This is a genomic window from Nonomuraea sp. NPDC050643 (assembly GCF_040654715.1).
Classification (GTDB): domain Bacteria; phylum Actinomycetota; class Actinomycetes; order Streptosporangiales; family Streptosporangiaceae; genus Nonomuraea.
The window spans coordinates 96,473-116,081 of sequence record NZ_JBFAIM010000027.1 but is presented as its reverse complement, the minus strand read 5'-3'; the positions used below and the strand labels follow the sequence as shown (position 1 = coordinate 116,081).

General features: G+C 72.5%; 17 protein-coding genes. 5 read left to right on the top strand and 12 right to left on the bottom strand.

The window, feature by feature from the left end:
* The first annotated feature begins 3 nt into the window (after nucleotides 1-3).
* Complete coding sequence (locus AB0I15_RS32620) at nucleotides 4-573, top strand: hypothetical protein (RefSeq protein ID WP_358103665.1); 570 nt, start codon at nucleotides 4-6, stop codon at nucleotides 571-573.
* A 48-nt stretch (nucleotides 574-621) separates the two neighbouring features.
* On the opposite strand, the gene AB0I15_RS32615 is transcribed toward AB0I15_RS32620, so the two are convergent.
* From AB0I15_RS32615 to AB0I15_RS32600, 4 genes are all read right to left on the bottom strand, one after another.
* Entirely contained in the window at nucleotides 622-870 is a 249-nt protein-coding gene (locus tag AB0I15_RS32615) for a hypothetical protein (RefSeq protein ID WP_358103662.1), read from the bottom strand.
* Between the two features lie 167 nt (nucleotides 871-1,037).
* Nucleotides 1,038-1,397: a hypothetical protein gene (locus AB0I15_RS32610; protein WP_358103660.1), complete on the bottom strand. Its 360-nt coding sequence runs from the start codon at nucleotides 1,395-1,397 to the stop codon at nucleotides 1,038-1,040.
* A gap of 7 nt (nucleotides 1,398-1,404) precedes the next feature.
* The gene (locus AB0I15_RS32605) at nucleotides 1,405-2,313 is read right to left on the bottom strand and encodes a hypothetical protein (protein ID WP_358103658.1); all 909 of its coding nucleotides are present in this window, start codon (nucleotides 2,311-2,313) and stop codon (nucleotides 1,405-1,407) included.
* A complete protein-coding gene (locus AB0I15_RS32600; RefSeq protein ID WP_358103656.1) occupies nucleotides 2,310-2,675 on the bottom strand; it encodes a YbaB/EbfC family nucleoid-associated protein in 366 nt (121 codons plus the stop codon). Before AB0I15_RS32600 ends, AB0I15_RS32605 begins: the two co-directional genes overlap by 4 nt.
* Before the next feature lie 246 nt (nucleotides 2,676-2,921).
* Between AB0I15_RS32600 and AB0I15_RS32595 the strand changes: the two genes are divergently transcribed.
* The gene (locus AB0I15_RS32595) at nucleotides 2,922-3,185 is read left to right on the top strand and encodes a hypothetical protein (RefSeq protein WP_358103654.1); all 264 of its coding nucleotides are present in this window, start codon (nucleotides 2,922-2,924) and stop codon (nucleotides 3,183-3,185) included.
* 1 nt (nucleotide 3,186) lies between these two features.
* Here AB0I15_RS32595 and AB0I15_RS32590 read toward each other — a convergent pair whose 3' ends face one another.
* Together AB0I15_RS32590 and AB0I15_RS32585 are read right to left on the bottom strand one after the other, a co-directional pair.
* Entirely contained in the window at nucleotides 3,187-6,159 is a 2,973-nt protein-coding gene (locus tag AB0I15_RS32590; RefSeq protein ID WP_358103652.1) for a BTAD domain-containing putative transcriptional regulator, read from the bottom strand.
* Between the two features lie 135 nt (nucleotides 6,160-6,294).
* Entirely contained in the window at nucleotides 6,295-9,642 is a 3,348-nt protein-coding gene (locus AB0I15_RS32585; RefSeq protein ID WP_358103649.1) for a glycoside hydrolase N-terminal domain-containing protein, read from the bottom strand.
* A 124-nt stretch (nucleotides 9,643-9,766) separates the two neighbouring features.
* On the opposite strand from AB0I15_RS32585, the gene AB0I15_RS32580 reads away from it, so the two are divergent.
* Together AB0I15_RS32580 and AB0I15_RS32575 are read left to right on the top strand one after the other, a co-directional pair.
* Nucleotides 9,767-11,170 (top strand): rhodanese-like domain-containing protein, encoded by a 1,404-nt coding sequence (locus tag AB0I15_RS32580; protein WP_358103646.1) that lies wholly within the window; start codon nucleotides 9,767-9,769, stop codon nucleotides 11,168-11,170.
* Nucleotides 11,171-11,302: 132 nt separating this feature from the next.
* Nucleotides 11,303-12,232: an NlpC/P60 family protein gene (locus AB0I15_RS32575; RefSeq protein WP_358103643.1), complete on the top strand. Its 930-nt coding sequence runs from the start codon at nucleotides 11,303-11,305 to the stop codon at nucleotides 12,230-12,232.
* A gap of 9 nt (nucleotides 12,233-12,241) precedes the next feature.
* On the opposite strand, the gene AB0I15_RS32570 is transcribed toward AB0I15_RS32575, so the two are convergent.
* Genes AB0I15_RS32570 through AB0I15_RS32545 form a run of 6 tightly spaced genes read right to left on the bottom strand, consistent with a single transcriptional unit; the run spans nucleotide 12,242 to nucleotide 18,610 of the window.
* Nucleotides 12,242-13,240 (bottom strand): oligopeptide/dipeptide ABC transporter ATP-binding protein, encoded by a 999-nt coding sequence (locus AB0I15_RS32570; protein ID WP_358103640.1) that lies wholly within the window; start codon nucleotides 13,238-13,240, stop codon nucleotides 12,242-12,244.
* Nucleotides 13,233-14,210, bottom strand: a complete 978-nt coding sequence (locus AB0I15_RS32565) for an ABC transporter ATP-binding protein (RefSeq protein ID WP_358103637.1) — start codon at nucleotides 14,208-14,210, stop codon at nucleotides 13,233-13,235. Before AB0I15_RS32565 ends, AB0I15_RS32570 begins: the two co-directional genes overlap by 8 nt.
* On the bottom strand, nucleotides 14,207-15,133 hold the full coding sequence (locus AB0I15_RS32560; protein ID WP_358103634.1) for an ABC transporter permease: 927 nt from the start codon (nucleotides 15,131-15,133) through the stop codon (nucleotides 14,207-14,209). Before AB0I15_RS32560 ends, AB0I15_RS32565 begins: the two co-directional genes overlap by 4 nt.
* Nucleotides 15,130-16,056, bottom strand: coding sequence for an ABC transporter permease (locus tag AB0I15_RS32555; RefSeq protein ID WP_358103631.1), 927 nt, complete (start codon nucleotides 16,054-16,056; stop codon nucleotides 15,130-15,132). The genes AB0I15_RS32560 and AB0I15_RS32555 overlap by 4 nt, the downstream gene beginning before the upstream one ends.
* A gap of 11 nt (nucleotides 16,057-16,067) precedes the next feature.
* On the bottom strand, nucleotides 16,068-17,630 hold the full coding sequence (locus AB0I15_RS32550) for an ABC transporter substrate-binding protein (RefSeq protein ID WP_358103628.1): 1,563 nt from the start codon (nucleotides 17,628-17,630) through the stop codon (nucleotides 16,068-16,070).
* 44 nt (nucleotides 17,631-17,674) lie between these two features.
* Nucleotides 17,675-18,610, bottom strand: coding sequence for a 5-dehydro-4-deoxyglucarate dehydratase (locus AB0I15_RS32545; RefSeq protein WP_358103626.1), 936 nt, complete (start codon nucleotides 18,608-18,610; stop codon nucleotides 17,675-17,677).
* Between the two features lie 93 nt (nucleotides 18,611-18,703).
* On the opposite strand from AB0I15_RS32545, the gene AB0I15_RS32540 reads away from it, so the two are divergent.
* Nucleotides 18,704-19,489, top strand: a complete 786-nt coding sequence (locus AB0I15_RS32540) for an IclR family transcriptional regulator (protein WP_358103623.1) — start codon at nucleotides 18,704-18,706, stop codon at nucleotides 19,487-19,489.
* The last annotated feature ends 120 nt before the right edge of the window (nucleotides 19,490-19,609 follow it).

Sequence of the window (19,609 nt, the reverse complement as noted above, 5' to 3'; positions counted from 1 at the left end):
ACAATGAACAGGATCACCTTGGCCGCGACCGGCGCCGTCCTCGGCACCGTCTTTGGCTGCCTGGCGATGGCCGCACCCGCCGCCGCCGACTCCCGCGCCTGCACCGGCACGATCCGCGCCGCCGGGCTTGACGACGTCCATGTGCCCCAGGGCGCCACCTGCACCCTGCTCGGCACCCGGGTGGACGGCAACATCAAGGTCGGCTCGGGGGCCGCCCTGGTGGCGCGCGGCATCCGGGTCGACGGTGACATCCAGGCGGAGGCCGCCCGCGCGGTCTCGGTGACCGGCGGGTCGAAGGTCGATGGCGACATCCAGGTCGCCGACGGCGGCGCGGTCACGGTGACCTCGACCCGCGTCAAGGGCAACATCCAGTTGGAGGACAACCGGCGCTACCTGCGCGTCAACGGCAACCGCGTGAACGGCGACATCCAACTCAAGGACAACCACAAGGGGCTGCAGGTGCACCGCAACTCCGTGAAGGGCAACCTCCAGTGCGAGGACAACCGCGCGAGGGTGACCGGCGGCAAGAACGCCGTCCGCGGCGACAAGGAAGGCCAGTGCCGCCGCTTCTGACTCCCGTGCCCCGTCCGGCCGCCCCTCCGGTGAGCGGCCGGAGGAACGTCACCGCAGAGCCGTCACCGAGGTGACCGCGGTCAGGGGGAGATCGGTCCTGGTCGGTTCGGTACTGGTCGGTTCTGTACTGGTGGGTTCGGTCCTGGTGCGTTCGTCCCGTTCGGGAGCGGCGCACCGTCCCTGGCAGTAGCCGTTGGTGACGATCAGCCGCGCGCGGGCGGGGGTGTACGCGCCGGGCCGCAGGACGACGAGCACGCCCTGGCAGCTCGGGCAGAGGGTCGGCTGGTCAGCTGTCATGAAAGCCCCTTCAAGCAAACGTCGTGCGGGCGGCGTCACGGCCACCCCGCATCAGGCTTCTGTCCAGAAACCCGATGGCCACACGCCCCATCGGCGCTCAGCCGTCCCGCACGCCGTGCGCCCCTGGTCGGCTCATGGGTGATGTGGCGCACTCCGCCGGCCGGCGGTCAGCCCACGCCCCAGATCGGCTGGTCGGGGTCGGCCGGGGGAAGCTTCGAGAGGATGGCGGCCACGCTGTTCCAGTCGCCCACCTGGACGTTGTCGGTCATGAGGCGCAGGCGTTCGGCGATCTCCTTGTGGGCCTCCAGGAGCACCTCGATGCCCTCGATGATCTGGCCGGTGACCGCCTCGTAGCCGCTGGCGCCGCCCTGGCCCTTGAAGAACGTCACTCCCTCCGAGGTGCCGCCCCAGAAGTCGCCGATGGCGTTCAGGTCCGCGGCGGCCTCGGCGACGAACGTGGCGAGGTCGCCCCTTTCGACGTCGTAGGCCGCCGCCGCCAGGCGGATCTGCGCCTTGTCGAAGTCCATGCCGTCCTCAGCCCCCCGCCGGTTTGTGCGCCATCGTGAAGTAGAGCAGCATGCGGCCCAGGGTTTCCTTCCAGGTGGGGATGAGTTCCTCGCCCGACTGGCCGTTCATGGCGTCGTACGAGGGGCCGTACCCGACCGATCCGCCGGCGAGGCGGCTCAGGAAATACTGGACGTCCACGTTCGAGGTCACCTTCCTGGCCAGGGGCGCCGCGGCGTCGAAGACGCCGTAGAAGGCGACCGACGCGGCGAACTCCTTCAGCGCCTGCGTCGCGTTCTCCCCCAGCGAGCCGGGGTCCTCGCCGCGCGCCGCCTTGACGCCCGCCACCACCGCCACGTCGCCCACGGCGAAGAAGGCGCTGCCGATCGTGTACTCCGTCAGCTTGCTCAGCACGATCTTGGCGATGCTGTGCTCCAGGAGCTTGGCCAGCAGCCGCGCCTGCGCCCGGCGGATGAGGATCTGCGTGATCTGGTACGCCGCCCCGGCCTGCCAGGGGAAGGTGGTGATGAAGACGAAGCTGGCGAAGTTGGCCAGGGCCAGCGTCCAGTACGCCTCCCGGGCCGACTTGACCACCTCGGCGAAGTCGTTGCAGGCCGCGCTGTTGCCGCGGCACCGCAGGGCGAGCTTGGCGGCGTAGCCGTCCTCCTCGGGCTGGGGATACAGCCCGGCGGTGACGGCCGACTTGAACTCCTCCACCCCGCCCCCGCTGCTCCTGCGCCACACCGCCTCGGCGGCCGGGTAGGTGCGGTCGGGGCTCTTCTCGATGCGGTCGGCCAGGCGGGCCCAGACGGCGGCGGCCTGGCGCGCCTTGTCCGGGTCGCCTTCGGGGAAGTCGACCGCCAGCATCTCGAACACGAAGGCGGCGATGCCGAGGGTGCCGAAGCCGTAGATGCTCGCGCGGCCGGGACTGATCCTCAAGGCCGCCGTGCCTCGCCGGAGCGGTCGCCGTCCAGGAGGGTGCCGGCGATGAACGGCGCCACCAGGTCGCTCGCCTCCTGCTCGGCGTCGCGCGCCGCCCGTGCGGCGGCCTCCATGATCGCCTCCGCGAGCCGCTCGGAGCCGAGCCGCATGGCGCGCGGGTCGATGGTGATCCCGGCGAGCGCGCCGGTCTGCGTCACGTTCACCACGACGCGCCCTTCGGCCGCCTCGCCCCGGCCCTTGACGGAGGCGATCGAGTCGCGCAGCTCCTCCAGCGCCGCCAGATCCTGCTGAAAGCCCTTGAGCAGCCTGCCCAGCTCCGGGTCGCCACCGGTGCTGAAGGGATCTGTCGGTGGTGTCATCCCGCCTCCTGGATCTTCATGCGAAGTCCCCAATATACATAAAACAGGGAGGAAAATGGGGTTATGAAGGGGCGCCGACCGGCCCCCTGTGCGGTCAAGGTGGCCAGAAGCGCGCGCATCCATGCACACTGCCACACATGCCCCCCGGGTCACCTTCCGGGCCGACGCGGTGAGCGTGCGGAATGCACGCCACGAGGTGACAAATCGCATCTACGCCGCGGCGACGGCCGGGCCTACCGTCGAGGCATGTCCATCAAGCGCCTGGCCGCCGTGGCCGCCCTCGCCCTGCCGGCGACGTTCGCGCTCGCCGTCCCCGCGCACGCCGACGGGTCGCACTCCTGCTTCTTCGGATCCCTGAGCGGGGAGACGCTGAACGCGAACGGCTGCAGCGGGGCGGGATACGTGAACGTGACCGTCACCGTGTTCTCGGGCGATCCCGGCAGCTACCTCTGCCGCAGCGCCTTCTCCTGGAACGGGACCATGTCGGCCTCCGGCTGCCGGCTCCAGTGACCTACGTCTCCGGCTTGGCCATGTGCTCCGCCTCGGCGGCGCCGACCTCGGTGAACAGCGCGCGGGCCCGGTCCCAGGCCGCCCGCGCGGCGGGCCGGTCACCGCGCGCCTCGTGCACGTCGCCGAGCGCCCGGTACGCCCGCGCCTGCCACAGCGGCGTGTCGATGGCGCTGAAGATCCGCGCCGCCTCGGTGAGGTAGCCGATCGCCCGGTTGAACTCCCGGTGCCGCAGGTGCAGGATGCCCAGCGCCGTCCTGATCCGGCCGTCGGTCAACGGCTCTCCCAGCGGCCGGTTCAGCGCCAGAGCCTGCCTGAACAGCCCGGCGGCGGCGCCGTACGCGCCGGTGTGCAGGCGGACCAGGCCGAGGGCGTAGCGGGCCTCGGCCTCCTCGCGGGGGTCGGCGAGCTCCTCCGCGATCACCAGCATCTCCTTGAAGGCCGCCTCTGCCTGGTCGGTCTCGCCGGTGCCGAGGTGGAGCTGGCCCAGCCAGTAGAGCACCTCGGCGTGGATGCGCCGGTCGCCGTCCCGGCCGATCGCCAGTGCCTGCACCAGGTACGGCCGGGCGTGTTCCAGCCGGCCGATCTCGACGAGGAGCTGGGCGAGCGAACGCAGCAGGAGCAGCTCCGCGCCGCGGTCGCCGGAGGCGCGATGGGCCTCCAGCGCCTCCTCGTGGAGCGCGACCGCCTCCTCGTACCGGCCGATCATGCCGTCGACGTGGGCGGCCACGCCCAGCGCGTACACCAGCCCCTGCCGGTCGCCGATCTCGCGGAAGACGCGCACCGCCTCATGGGACACCACGGCGGCGTCGGCGTAGTCGTGCCGGTAGGCGCCGAGCAGGCCGAGCCCCATGAGCATGGTCGCGGTGCCGCGGGCGTTGCCCGCCCGGCGTGTGCACACCAGCGCCGTGTCGAGCGTCTCCTCCCAGTCGTCGTTGTGGCCCCGCGTGAGGAACAGGGTGTAGGAGCTGGCGACGAGGTCCCAGCACAGCTCGTCGAGGCCGCTCTCCGCGGCCTGGCGGACCGCCATGACCAGGTTGAGCCGTTCGCTGTCATACCAGGTCAGCGGGTCGGCAGCGGTCGGCAGCGCCGTGGTCCAGCGGGGCGCCGTGCCGTGCAGCGTGGCGAAGTCGCCGCCGGACACGGCGATGTGCGCCCGCTCGGCGAGCGCCAGCCAGCCGCCGAGCGCGCGGGCGACGGCGGGCCGGGGATCCTCCGTGCCGCTCTCCCCGGCGAACAGCCGGATGAGGTCGTGCAGGCGGTATCGGAGCGGGACGGCGTCGGAGGGCTGCAGGAGCTGGGCGTTCACCAGTTCGTCGATCAGCGTGGCGGCCTCGGCGGCCGTGGTGTCCAGGAGCGCGGCGCACACCCAGGAGGCGAACTCGGGCGCGTACAGGTGGCTGAGCAGGTGGAACAGCCGCCGCGAGGGCGGGCTGAGCCGGCGATGGCTCAGGGACAGGCTGGCGCGTACCTCCAGGTCACCGTAGGTGAGCTCGTCCAGGCGGCGGCGTTCGTCGGCGAGGCGGCTCGCGAGCCGCGCCACCGTCCAGTCCGTCCTGGTCACGAGCCGGGCGCCGGCGATGCGCAGCGCCAGCGGCAGGTGACCGCACAGCCCGGCGAGCTCGCGGGCGGCCTCCGGCTCGGGAGCGATCCGGTCCGGGCCGACGATCCGGGTGAGCAGCTCGACGGCCTGCCCGCGCTCCAGGACGCCGAGCTCGACCAGGCGCACGCCGGGCAGCCCGGCCAGCCGGGTCCGGCTCGTGATCAGTACGGCGCACCCCGCCATCCCGGGGATCAAGGGCCTGACCTGCGCCTCCTCCACGGCGTTGTCCAGCACGACGAGCACCCGGCGACCGGCCAGCGCCGAGCGGTACTCCTCGGCCCGCTCCTCCAGCCCCTGGGGGACCTCCGACCCGTGCGCGCCGAGCGCCCGCAGGAACCGGGCCAGCACTTCGAGCGGCCCGGCCTGGTGCGCCGGGTCGCCGCCGCGCAGATCCACGTAGAGCTGCCCGTCCGGGAACGCGGCCGACAGGCGGTGCGCCACGTGCACGGCCAGCGTGGTCTTGCCGACCCCGGCCTGCCCGGCGATGTCCACCACCACGACGGCCGTGGCGTCGCCGCCGCCCCTCAGCAGCGTCTCGAGCCGGTCGACGAGCTCGTCCCTGCCGGTGAAGTCGGCGATGTCCGGAGGTAGCAGGCGGGGGCGGGGCGGGCGCGGCTCGCCCCCGGCCGCCTGCGCCGGAGCCGGCTCCAGCGAGCCGGTGAGAATGGCCAGCTCCAGGTCCCGCAGCTCCGCCCCCGGCTCGAGGCCCAGCTCGGACACCAGCACGGCACGTGCCTGGCGGTACTCGGCCAGCGCCTCGGCGGTCCGGCCGCAGCGGTGGAGCGCCGTCATGAGCAGCGCCCGCGGACGCTCCCGCAGCGGATGCTCCTCCACCAGCGCCGCGAGCTCGCCGACGACCTCATGGTGCCGTCCGAGCCGCAACTCCAGGGCCAGGCACTCCTCCAGCACGGCGAGGTGGTCCTCCTGCAGCCGCCGCGCCCGGCTGACCACGAAGTGGCCTTCGAGGTCGTCGAGCGGCACGCCGCGCCACAACGCGAGCGCCGCCCGCAGCCGGGCCACCGCCTCCGCCAGCCGCCGCGCGGCGCCGAGCCGGCGTCCCTCCTCCACGTACCGGCCGAAGGAGAAGGCGTCCAGCTCGTCGGGCGAGGCCCGCAGCAGGTAGCCGCCCGGCCGGGTCTCCAGGGCGGTGGCCGGGACGCCACCGCCTTCGAGCGTCCTGCGCAGCCGGCCGACGCCGTTCTGGACCTGCCTGCGTGCGGAGGCCGGCGGCCGGTCCGGCCACAGCGCCTCGACCAGGAAATCGATCGGCACGAGGCCGTTGGCGCGAAGGAGCAGCACTCCGAGCAGCTCCCGCTGGCTCCGTCCGGCGACGGTCACCGGGCGGCCCGATGCCGTGACCTCCAGCGGACCCAAGACTCCGAACCAGGCAACGCCGAACACGGTGTCCTTCCGGCCACAGCGGTCCCGAAGGTAGCGATCGTGCTTGCGAGTGTAACGTGTTCTACTTAGGGCGCCAGGGCGATCACGGCCGGTCCGCTCCGGCGGCCGTCAGCCGAAGGCCAGTGCCCGCCAGTCCTTCACCTCCTCGGCGGTCAGCGACCGGGCGAGGATGGCGGCGCGGTCCACGGCGCCGGTGAGCCGCTGGCCCCCGCCCTGGTCGGCGCCGAAGCGCAGCGGGCGTGCGGTGCAGCCGGTGATGCCGTCGGAGGTGGCCCGGCCGGTCGCCTTCCGCTCGCCGTCGACGTACACGGTGATGGCGCCGGTGCGGTCGAGGGTGACGACGAGGTCGATCCAGCGGCCGGTGGGCAGGGTGGTGTTCAGGCCGACGTTGGCGCCGGCGCCGATGAAGCGCAGCGTGCCGCCGGGCGTCACGTCGATGAGGACGCCGTCGGTGCCGGGGTCGCCGGAGGGCTGGGAGTCGAACAGCCGGCGGTGGCCGCCGCCCGCGATCTTGACCTCGGCGGCGAAGGTGGCCTCCCTGATCAGGCCGAGCGTGGTGCCGGCGGTGCTCAGATAGGTGGCGCCGTCGAGCACGAGCCCGCTGCCGGTCGGGGCGGTGGCGTCGTAGGCGGCGGTGCCGGCGCCGGTGATGGTGACGGTGGCGTCGCGGCCGTTGCCGGAGGCGTCGGCGACCGTGCCGCCCTCCTTCGGGTCCCAGGCCACCAGGACCGAGCCGGGCGCGGCCGGGGCGCAGGGGTCCACCGTGAGGACGGCGCTCGCCGCGCCCGTCCAGGACGCGCCGGTGACGCTCGCGGCGAGCACCGCCCGCCGCGAGCCGTCGGCCGGTCCCGGCGTGACGGTGAAGGCGGCGGTACGCGACCTGCCGGGCGCCACGGCCGCCAGGTGGCGGGCGGCCGGCTCGACGGTCCAGCCCCTGGGAACGGTCAGCGACACGTCGGCGGCGGGCACCGAGCGGCGGCGGGTCGCGGTGACCGTGACCCGCGCCTCGAAGGGCGTGCCGGGCGTGGCCGTGGCGGGCGCCCGCAGGGCGACGGCCGCCTCGTTCTGGATCGTGTACGCCGTGCCCGCCCGCGCGTTCCAGCTCAGCGTGTCGCCGTCGCGGCGCGGGCCGACCTCGTGGCCCCGCTCGTCGTGGACGCGGTAGCGGCCGGCGATGAACGGCGACCTGACCTTGATCGGCCCGCTCTTCCCCGGGTGCACGGTGAGGGTGTCGGGGGCGCCGTCCTTCCAGGTGGCGTCCACGGTGACGGCACCGCGGGCGCGCAGGCCCGACACCGAGCCGTCCCGCCATGCGGAGGGCAGCGCGGGCAGCACGTGCACCACGTCGTTCCGGCTCTGCACCAGCATCTCGGCTATGCCGGAGGTGGCGCCGAAGTTGCCGTCGATCTGGAACGGCGGGTGGGTGTCCCACAGGTTGTCCAGCGTGGAGCCCTTGAGCTGCTCGGCCAGCATCTTGTGGGCGTGGTCGCCGTCGAGCAGCCGCGCCCAGAAGTTGATCTTCCAGGCCTTGGACCAGCCGGTGCCGCCGTCGCCGCGCGCGGTGAGCGAGACCTTGGCCGCCTCGGCCTCGCGGGTGCCGGGGGCGATCTGGTCGCCGGGGTGCAGGGCGTACAGGTGGGAGACGTGCCGGTGGGTGTCGGCCGGGGAGTCCCAGTCGCTCTTCCACTCCTGGAGCTGGCCCCAGGAGCCGATCCGCAGGCCCGGGTCGAGCCTGGCCAGGGCGGCGCCCAGCTCGGCCTGGAGGTCCTCGTCCGTCCTCAGCCTCTTCGCGGCCTCCAGGGCGTTGGTGAACACCTCGCGGACGATCTGCTGGGACATCGACGCGCCCGCCGAGAAGTCGCCGTGCTCCGGCGAATAGCTCGGGGAGACGACGAGCGTGCCGTCGCGTGGGTCGGTGTGCAGGAAGTCCAGCCAGAACTCCGCCGCGCCCTTGATCACCGGGTACGCGGTCTCCCGCAGGTAACCGATGTCGCCGGTGAAGCGGTAGGTGTCGTACAGGTGCTGGGTGGTCCAGGCGGCGGCCTCGGGGAACCAGAAGGACTGGGCGTAGTCGTGCACGCCGGTGAAGCCGAAGGGGTTGGTCTCGTTGTTGACGACCCAGCCGCGGGCGCCGTACATGTCCCGGGCGGTCCTGCGGCCGGGCGCGACCAGCGACGTGATGTAGCGGTCGTAGGGCCGGGTGGTCTCGTGCAGGTCGGTCTGCTCGGCGAGCCAGTAGTTCATCTGCAGGTTGATGTTGACGTGGTAGTCGGCCGACCAGGGCGGGCTGGTGGACTCGTTCCACACGCCCTGGAGATTGGCGGGCAGCAGGTCGTTCTCGCGGGAGGAGGAGATCAGCAGGTAGCGGCCGTAGGCGAAGAACAGCGCCTCCAGTGCCCGGTCGTCGGCGGACGCGCCGCCGGTGTAGCTCCTGCGCAGCCGGTCGGTGGGGATCTCGGGCGCGGTCTGACCGAGGTTCAGCTTCACCCGGTCGAACAGCTCGCGGTAGTCGGCGACGTGCGCCTTCCTGAGGGCGTCGTAGCCCTTGGCGGCGGCGGCGTCCACGGCGGCGGTGACCTTCGCGTGCGGGTCCGCGCCCCGGTAGCCGGGGTAGGTGCCGGCGTAGTCGGTGGCGGCCGAGAGCACGAACACGGCGCTGTCGGCGCCGGTGACGGTGATCCGGTCCCCGGCGTCGGTACGCGTCCCGCCCTCGACGATCACCTGCACCTGGGCCTCGAACACCATCCTGTTGCCGCTCAGCGCGCCCCGGATGGTGAGCCGGCCGCCGGCGGCCGTGACCGTCTTGTCGTCGCGCGGCGAGGTGTGGCGCAGCGTGAACGACACCTTGCCGCCCTGGTCGGCCGAGAGGCGGCCGACGATCACGTTGCCGGGGTTGCTCGCGAAGTATTCGCGCGTGTGGCGGACGCCGTCCGCGGTGTACCCGACCCGGGCCACCGCCTCGCGCAGGCTCAGCCCACGCCGGTACCCGGCCGGGACAGCGGGCCCGCCGGGGAAGTCGAGGTGCAGGTCGCCGAAGGTCTGGTACGCGCCGAACCCCGTCTTGGGCTGTCCCAGCACGGCGGCCACGTCGTCCGGCGTCATCCTGCCGTCGCGGTCGATCCGCCGCCGCACGTCGGCGATGGCGTCCGGCCGCGGGCTCTTCCAGTTGCCGAAGTCGTAGCCCGGCGTGCCCGGCCCGCCGGTCCACAGGGTCTTCTCGTTGAACTGGAGTCGCTCGGACGCCACCCCGCCGAAGACCATGGCGCCCAGGGGGCCGTTGCCGATGGGCAGGGCCTGGGTCTCCCAGTCGGTGGCGGGCTGGTCGTACCAGAGGGTCAAGTCATCGGGTGTCTCTTCCGTGCTGACTTGCGCGTACGCGGGGGCCGTCAGCCCGGCGGCGAGGGAGAAGGCGACGATCAGGGTGGCGCTGAACCGTCGCCTTGGGGGGTGGGCCACTGATTCCTCCGATCACGGGCAATCTCCACAAGGAGATAGCACCGAAACCGGGGCTCAACAAGGCGTAACGCGCCGGACCCGGCCTGGCCGGGGCGGGGCCGGGTCCCGGCATAGATTGGAGATCATGACCCGAACGCATGTCATCGAGACCTCCACGCTGGGCGACCGCAGCTACCTGGCGGACGACGGCGACGTGGCGGTGGTGGTGGATCCGCAGCGGGACGTGGATCGGGTGCTCGCCCTGGCGGGCCGCCTCGGCGTGCGGATCGCACAGGTGGTGGAGACCCATCTGCACAACGACTACGTGTCGGGAGGGCTGGAGCTGGCCCGGTTGACGGGGGCGCGCCACGCGGTCCCGGCCGGGGACGGCTACGCGTTCGAGCACGTGGCGCTGGCGGGCGGCGAGGTGCTGGAGGTCGCGCCCGGTCTCCGGCTGCGGGCCCTGGCGACGCCCGGTCACACCTTCCACCACCTGTCGTACGCGCTGGAGGGCGACGCGGGCGTGGAAGGGGTGTTCACCGGCGGGTCCCTGCTGTTCGGCACGACGGGCCGTACCGACCTGCTCGGGGACGAGCACGCCGGCGAGCTGGCCCGCCGCCAGTACGCCTCGGCCCACGCCCTCGCCGGCACGCTGCCAGGCGGCACCGTCGTCTGGCCCACGCACGGCTTCGGCAGTTTCTGCTCGGCCTCGCAGGCGTCCGGCGACCGGTCCACCCTCGACCACGAACGCGCGGTCAACCCGGTGCTGCGGCTGGCCGAGGACGAGTTCGTCACCCGGACGCTGGCCGGGCTCGACGCCTACCCCGCCTACTACGCGCACATGGGCGCGATCAACGCGGCCGGGCCCGCTCCCGTCGATCTGCGCCCGGTGCCGGTGGCCGGCCCGGAGGAGGTGCGTAGCCGGCTGGAGGCGGGCGAGTGGGTGGTGGACCTGCGGCACCGCACCGCCTACGCCGCCGGGCACCTGGCCGGGACGATCAGCCTCGGCCTCGACGGCTCCATGGCGACGTGGCTCGGCTGGCTGCTCGGCCAGGGCAGGCCGGTGACGCTCCTCGGGGAGAGCCCCGGGCAGGTGGCACAGGCCCAGCGCGAGCTGACGCGGATCGGCATCGACCGGGTGGCCGCGGGCGCCACCGGCTCGCCCGACCGGCTCGCCACGGCCGCCGATCAGGTACGACGGCTGCCGGCGGCCTCGTTCGCGGACCTGGCCGCCGCCCTGGGCGGTGAAGGGCCGGTGATCCTGGACGTCAGGCTGGCGGGCGAGTGGCGGGAGTCCCACATCGAGGGGGCGGTCCACGTGCCCTTGCCCGAATTGACCGCCAGGATCGGTGAGATCCCGCCCGGCACGGTCTGGGCGCACTGCGGCAGCGGTTACCGCGCCGCTGCCGCCGCCTCGCTCCTGGCCAGGGCCGGGCGCGACGTGGTGCTCATCGACGACGCCTTCACCGAGGCCGGGCCCGCCGGGCTGCCCATGACCGCCGGGGAGCCTCACCCTATCACAGATAGTACGTATCGCCGACCACCGTAAGTTGGGCGGATCTGGGAGAGAGCGCCCGGATCTTCTGTACTATTTCGCCCCAGGCTTGGTGACTTACGAGGAGGCATCGTAGTGGTCGTGTCGGCAGGACTCGGGCGAGCGGCGATGGTGTCAACGTTAGCCTTGATCACAGTCGTCGCGAACGCCGGCACGGCCGTCGCGGAGCCGAACCCGGCCAAGGTCAGGGCCAAGCTGGTGAAGCTGAACGAGCAGGCCGACCAACTGGTCGAGCGCTACAACCAGGCCACCGAGACGCACAAGAGCGCCAAGAAGAAGTACGACGCCCTCAACGCCGAGGTCGGCCGCAAGAACGCCGAGGCCGACGCCCTGCGCGAGGACCTCGTCACGGTGGCGGTGGACACCTATCAGACCGGCCTCGTGGCGGGCTGGCAGCGTTTCGCGTTCGAGGGCGATCCGAGGTCGGCGCTGGGCGGCATGGCCTCCCTGGAGCAGATGACCCAGGACAGGGCCGCCAAGGTGCACGCCTTCGAGGCGGCCACCAAGGACCTGCGCGAGCGCCGCGCCGAGGCCAAGCAGGTGCTGGCCGAGGCCGACGACGCCCGCGACAAGGTCCGCGGCGAGAAGGCGAAGGTGGACAAACTGGTCCGCGAGCAGACCAAGCTCCTGCGCCGCCTGAACGCCTTCAAGTCGGGCGACCCCAACAGCCCCGGCATCACCTACACCGGCCCGGCCTCCGGCAACGCCCGCAGCGCGCTCCAGTTCGCCTTCGCCCAGGTCGGCAAGCCCTACCGGTACGGCGGCACCGGCCCGGGCTCCTACGACTGCTCCGGCCTGACCCAGGCCGCCTGGCGCGCCGCCGGCGTCTCGCTCCCCCGCACCACCTGGACCCAGTGGGCGTGGGGGTCGAGCCGCCGCGTGCCGCTGACCGCCTTACAGCCGGGCGACCTGCTGTTCAGCAAGGGGCTCGGCCACATGGGCATGTACGCCGGCAACGGCAAGATGGTGCACGCCCCTCAGACCGGCGACATCATCAAGGTCGTCAGCCTCGACGACTACTGGCGCACCCGGCTGCTCGGCGCCATCCGCCCCTGACCGCCGGCGTCACCGCGGCCCGGCCACCTCCTGGAGCGGGAAGTGGCAGGCCGCGGCGTGCAGCGGCGCGCCGTCGGACGGCTCCAGGGGCGGCACCCCGTGGGCGCACGTGTCCTCCGCCTTCCAGCAGCGGGTACGGAACCGGCAGCCCGACGGCGGGTCCAGCGGCGAGGGCACCTCGCCCTTGAGCAGGATCCGCTCCCGCCGCGGCCCCGGGGTGACGTCCAGCACGGGCGCCGCGGACATCAGCGCCGCGGTGTACGGATGCCGCGGATGGTCGAACACCTGCCGCGTCGGCCCGGTCTCGACGATCTTGCCGAGGTACATGACCGAGACCCGGTCGGCGACGTGGCGGACCACGGACAGGTCGTGGGAGATGAACACGTACGACACGCCGAGCCTGGCCTGCAGGTCGGTGAGCAGGTTGAGCACCTGAGCCTGGACGGACAGGTCGAGCGCCGACACGGGCTCGTCGCACACGATGACGTCGGGTTCGAGGGCGAGCGCGCGGGCGATCCCCAGCCGCTGCCGCTGCCCGCCGGAGAACTCCTGCGGGTACCGGCGGGCGTCCCCCGCCCGCAGCCCGACCATCTCCAGGAGCTCGGCGACCCGCTTGCCACGCTCCTTCACCGGCACGAGGTCGCGGTGCGTCCGCCACGGCTCGGCGACGATGTCCTCGGCGCACAGCCGGGCGTTCAGCGACGCGAATGGGTCCTGGAACACCATCTGGACCCGGCGGCGCCATCTGAGCAGCTCCTTGCCGCGCAGCCCGAACGGGTCGGTGCCCTCGAACCTGACGTGGCCCTGGTCCGGGCGCTCCAGCATGAGCAGCACCCGGGCGAGCGTCGACTTGCCGCAGCCGGACTCCCCCACCAGGCCGAGCGTCTCACCGTGCCCCAGGCGCAGGTCGACGCCGTCCAGCGCGCGCAGGCGGCCCCGGCCGGACACGTGGAAGGTCTTGCTCACCCCCGCCACGTCGAGCAGCGGAACCGTGGCGGGCTCAGTCATCGGCCAGCTCCTTCCAGTGGTGGCAGGCGGACAGGCGTCCGGGTCCGGACTCGGTGAGGGCCGGGCTCCGCTCCGCGCACACGTCGGTGGCCATCGGGCAGCGCGCCCGGAAGGCGCACCCCGAGGGCACCGAGTGCAGGTCGGGCGGGCTGCCCGGGATGGACTTCAGGGTGGCGCCGCGCTCGACCTCGGCGGGCACCGAGTCCAGCAGCCCCCGCGTGTACGGATGGCGGGGCCGCGCGAACACGTCCGCCACCCGGCCCGTCTCGACGATGCCGCCCGCGTACATGACGGCCACGTGGTCGGCCTCCTCGGCCACGACCGCGAGGTCATGGGTGATGAGGATCAGCGCGGTCTGCTGCTCGGTCCGCAGCTCGCGCAGCAGCTCCATGATCTGGGCCTGCACGGTGACGTCGAGCGCGGTGGTGGGCTCGTCCGCGAGCAGCACCTTCGGCCGCAGGGCCATCGCCAGCGCGATGAGCAGCCGCTGGCGCATGCCGCCGGAGAACTGGTGCGGGTAGGCCCCGACGCGGGCGCGCGGCTCGGGGATGCCGACCCGCTCCATCAGCTCGACGGCCCGCTCCCGCGCGGCGCGGCGCGAGAGCCGCTCGTGGATCCGGAACGGCTCGGCGAGCTGGGCCCCGACCGTCTGGACGGGGTTCAGCGCGGTGAGCGCGTCCTGGAACACGATGGCCAGGCCCGGACCGGCGAGCTTGCGGCGCTGCGCCGGCGACAGGGTCAGGAGGTCGGTCCCCTCGAGGCGTACGGCGCCGCCCGCCACGTGGGCCACCGGGTCGAGGAGCCCGACGATGGCCTGCGCCGTCATGCTCTTGCCGCAGCCCGACTCGCCCAGGAGCGCCAGGGTCTCGCCCGACTGGACGGAGAAGCTGACCTCGCGCACGGCGCGGACCGTTCCCGAGGGGGTGCGGATGTCGACCGCCAGCCGATCCACCTCCAGCGCGGGGGTCACGGCTTCACCTCCTTGTTCTTGCGTTGCGAGCGGGGCAGGGTGAGCCGCCACCGCTGGCCGGGATCCATGGCCAGGCGCGCCCACGACGCGAGCACGGTCGCCGAGACCGTGGTCACCACGATGGCGAGCCCCGGGAAGACCGCGATCCACCAGGCGCTCTGCAGGACCTGCCGCCCTTGGGCGACCATCAGGCCCCAGCTCATGTCCGGCGGCTGGATGCCGATGCCGAGGAAGCTCAGCGACGACTCGGTCAGCATCACGAAGCAGAAGTCCAGGGTCGCGACGGTGAACAGCGTGGGCAGCACCGTCGGCGCCACGTGCCGGCCGATGATCGCCCAGCTCTTGGCCCCGAACGTGCGGGCCGCGTCCACGAACAGCCGGCTCTGCAGCTCGGCCGACTCCGCCCGCGCGGCGCGCAGGTAGATGGGGATCCGCGCGATCGCCAGGACCAGGATGATGTTCCCGGCGCTGGGCGAGAAGACGTACAGCACGACGACGGCCAGCAGCAGCGACGGGAAGCTGAGGATGACGTCGGCGACGCGCATGGAGAGGTTCTCGCGCCAGCCCCGGTGATACCCGGCCCACATCCCCCAGACCGAGCCGACGACCAGGGAGATCACCACGGCCGGTACGGCGACGGAGAGCGTCGTGCGGCTGGCCACGATGAGCCGGGCGAGCACGCTGCGGCCGAGCGAGTCGCTGCCGAGCAGGAACGCCACGCCGTCGTCGAGGCTGAACGGCGGCCGGTTGACCGCGCGCAGGTTCTGCTTGGTGGCCAGCTCGCCGAGCAGCATCGGCCCGATGACGGCGGAGGCGGCCACGACGACCAGGATCACGACCGCCAGGCAGGCGAACTTGTCCCGCAGCAGCAGGTGCCACCAGGTGACGCGCCGGGCGGGGGCGGGGGTCTCTACAAGGGTCATGCGGTCACCCCCTGGCGTACGCGGGAGTCCAGGAGCGCGTAACAGGCGTCGATGATGATGTTGAGCGCGAAGATGGTGATCGCGGTCACCAGGACCGCGGCCTGCAGCACCGCGAAGTCGCGCTGCAGGATCGAGGTGATCATCAGCTTGCCGATGCCCGGCCAGCCGAAGATGGTCTCGACGACCACCGCGCCGTTGACCAGCCCGACCGTGAGGTCGCCGGCCACGGTGAGCGCCGGGGGCGCGGCGTTGCGCAGCGCGTGGCCGAAGACCACCCGCAGCTCCCCCGCCCCCTTGCTCCTGGCGACCTTGATGTACGGCGCCGACAGCGCCGTGACCATCGCCCCGCGCACCACCTGCACGAGCACGCCGAACGGCCGGATCAGCAGCGTGAGCACCGGCAGCACCCACGCCGCCGCGCCCTCGGTGCCCGAGGTGGGCAGCCAGCCGAGGGCGACGGCGAAGACCAGCACGCCCATGATGGCGAACCAGAAGTCCGGCATGCTGGCGGCGGTCGTCGAGGTGAAGCTGGCGACCCGGTCGGCCAGGGAGTTCGGGCGGTAGGCCGCCCAGCTCCCGACGACGATCGCGCCGAGGATCGCCAGGATCATCGTGGCGCCCGCCAGTTGCAGCGTGGCCGGGAAGGCCCGCAGCACCGCGTCGGCGGCCGGTTCGGCGGTGCGCAGCGACTCGCCGAAGTCCAGCCGGAACACCTGGGCCAGGTAGTCGCCGAACTGGACCAGCAGCGGCTGGTCGAACCCGTGCCGGGCGGCGAACTCCGCCCGCATCTCCGGGGTGGCGCTGAGCGGAAGGTAGAGATTCGCCGGATCGCCGGTGAGGCGTGCCAGGTAGAACACGCCCAGGATCACGACGACCAGCGGGATCGCACTCGAGGTGATGCGACGCCGCAGGAAGGTCAGCACGCTCGCCCCTCTCAGCCGGCCGGGTGGATGTCGACGAGACGCATCTCGTCGTTCGTGGCGGCGTCGGGCTTGTAGGAGACCTTCTTCGACAGCGCGAGGATGCCGGTCATGTGCGCGAGGACCGCGTCACGGACGACCTCCTTGTTCTGGTACTCCAGGGCCTTGGCGAACGCCGTCTGGCGCTCCTCTCCCGAGGCCTGCTCGGCGGCGGAGATCAGCTCGTCCAGCTCCTTGGTGCCGTAGCTGCTCTGCGCGCCCTTGCTGCCGTAGATCTGGCCCATCGTGAAGGCTGCGTCACCGGCCTGGTTGCCGTGCTGGGCCTGCAGCAGGGTGGGGCCGGCGTCCTTGGGGAACGGGGCCAGCAGGTATTCCAGCCACGCGTTCACGTCGAGCATCTGGATCTTGACCGAGAGCCCGGCCTCCATCAGCGAGTTCTGCACGACCTCCATCGACTCGGCGGCCTTGGGGTAGATGCCGTTGCGGCCGATGATCGTGATGGCGGTGCCGGTGGCAACGCCGTCGGCCTTGGCCTCCGCGATCAGCTTCTTGGCCTGCGCCATGTCGTACGGCCAGGGCTGGATGGCCGAGCTGTGACCGGTCACGCCGGCCGGGACGATCTGCCCCGCCGACTTGCCGAGCCCGGCGAACACCGACGCGACGAGCCCTTCCTTGTCGATGGCGTAGTTGATCGCCTGGCGGACGCGCACGTCGTCGAGCGGCGGCTTGGTGGCGTCGATGCGCAGGTAGGAGGTCTCGTTGTTGGGGAACTGCACGGCGGAGTCGCCGGCGCCGTCCTCGGGGGCCAGACCCACCGCGATGTCGGCCTCGTCGCTCTTGACCATGGCCGCGCGGATGCTGCCCTCGGCGCGCCAGACGTACTCGGCCGCCGCGAACTCCGGCGCCTTGCCCCAGTAGCCGGCGAACTTCTCCAGGCGCAGGCTGCGGCCGGCGTCCCACTTGGCGATCTTGTACGGGCCGGTGCCGACGGGCTCGCGTACCTTGGCGGTCGCGTTCGTCGTGGTCGGCACGATCTCGACGAACGACAGCCGCAGCGGCAGGATCGGGTCCGGCTTGGCCGTCTCCACCTTGAGGGTCGTGGCGTCCGGGGCCGTCACGGTGAGCTTGGTGCCGCCGAAGACGTAGCCGTTGACGTTGCAGTCGATCTTGGAGCCGACGGTGCGCTCGATGGAGAAGGCGGCCGCCTTGGCGTCGAACGCGGTGCCGTCGTGGAACTTCACGTCCTTGCGCAGAGTGAAGGTCCACTCGGTCGGCGAGTCCTGCTTCCACTCCGTGGCCAGCGCCGGCTGGAGCTGACCGCTGCTCGGGTCCCGCTCCGTGAGCGCCTCGGTGATGTTGGCCCGGGTGACACGCCCGGTCGCGGTGAGAGAGGCGTCGCACGGCTCCAGCGTCGGAGGCTCCTCCGGCAGCACGATGCGTACGGTGCTCGCGGCGCTCGATCCGCCCGACGAGGGCTCCGGGCCGCTGTTGGCGACCGAGCAGGCGCCGGCCGACAGCATGGCGCCGAGCGCCAGGAGGGCGGAGGCCGCCTGCCGGCGGCGGGGGGTGGTCATCATGATTCCTCCGAAATCGCCTGCCCCGGGAGCGGGCAGGCAAGGTGCTATGCGACAGGCGTCGCGTTGAGCGCGGCCAGGCCGCGGTCGATGATGCGGGAGAGTTGCTCGCGGTGCTCGGGGGTGAGCTCCGCCAGCGGTGATCGGACGGGCCCGGCGGAGCGTCCGCGCAGGTCCAGGCCGGCCTTGACGAGGGAGACGGCGTACCCGGGGGTCGACGTGCGCAGGTCGGCGAGCGGCGCGTAGAACTCGCGCAGCAGGAGTTCCTGCGTCGCCTCGTCTCCGCTCTCGAACGCCTGGAAGAACGCGACGGCGACCTCCGGGACGAAGGCCAGCGCCGCCGACGAGTAGGCGCGGGCGCCGAGCCCGGCGTAGGCGCGGGCGAAGACCTCGGCCGTCGGCATGCCGTTCAGCAGCGGGAGCCGTCCCGCGGTGGCGGTGTTGATGAGCTGGAGCAGCTCCATGTCGCCGTGTCCGTCCTTCAGCGCGACGATGTTGTCCACCTCGGCCAGCTCGGCGACCGCCGCCGGGGAGAAGATCGCCGTGCCGCGCTGGTAGAGGATCACGCCCAGGTCGGTGGCGGCGGCCACCTGCCGGTAGTGCTCGACCAGCCCGGCCGGCGGCCCGACCTGGAGGTACGGCGGGAGCGCCAGCAGGCCGTCGGCGCCCGCGGCCTGCGCGGCACGGGCGAACTCCGCGGCGGTCCGGGTGCCGCCGCCGACCCCCGCCAGCACCGGAACGGCCCCGGCCACCTGCTCGACCGCGGCCCCGACCACCGCCTGGTGCTCGGTGGCGGTCAGCGAGGCCAGCTCGCCGGTGCCGCACGCGATGAAGATCGCGCTGGGCTTCGCCGTAAGGACGTCGGAGAGGTGGGTCCTGAGCCGGGGCAGGTTCACGTCCCCGGACTCCGTGAACGGAGTGACGGGGAAGGCGAGCAGACCAGACAGGGAACCGGTGAGGCGGGATATTGCGGGGGGTACCAAGAACAACAACCTCTTGTCTACATATGGAGACAGTGTCTATATTTGTAGCCGAGACATTAAGTCGGGGTTTCAACAAACGTCAAGAGGTGGTCGATGACGCACCATGGCCCGGACCCATCGCCCGAGCCCACGGAGGCCGGAGGGGGCGTACGCAGCGTCAAGTCGGCCGAGCGCACCATCGCCGTGCTCGAATACCTCAGCTCCGCCGATCACGCGTGCTCGCTGCGGGAGGTGAGCGCCGATCTGAAACTGCCCCGCGCCAGCGCGTACGCGCTGCTCACCACGCTGGTGAACACGGGCTGGATCGACGCCGACAACGCCGGCCGCTACCGGATCGGCCTGCGCGCGCTGCGCGCCGGGGCTTCGTACGTCGAGCATGACGACGTCGTCCAGCGGGCACAGCCGGTGATGAACGAACTGAACATCGAGCTGGGCGAGACCGTGCACCTGGCCCGCCTCGACGGCGCGGAGATCGTCTACCTCGCCACGAACATCTCCCGGCACTCCCTCGCCGTCGTCTCCCGGCCCGGCCGGCGGCTGCCCTCATGGGCGACGGGCCTCGGCAAGGCGATCCTCGCCGGGCATCCCTGGGACGAGGTCGACCAGCTCCTGCCCGAGACGCTGACGCCGCGTACGGTCCACACCTTCACCGACCGGGCGGCGCTGCGCGCCGAACTGGAGGAGATCCGGCGTCGCGGCCACGCCGTCGACGAACAGGAGTCGACCATCGGCCTGCGCTGCTTCGCCGTCGCCCTCGACTTCAGCTCGCCGCCGACCGAGGCGCTGAGCTGCTCGATCCCCGTCGTCCGCCTCGACGCCGACCGCGAACGCCACATCGTGACCGCCCTCCTCCGAGCCCGCACCCGCATCGTCCACTGACCCCCACCCCTCCCACACCCCGGACGGACCGCGCCGGTCAAGCCCCCCTTCCCCACTTCCCCGGGTTCCCGGGTTCCCGCCCAACCGTCGCCCCGGGCCAATCGCGGAGGCGCGGGGCCT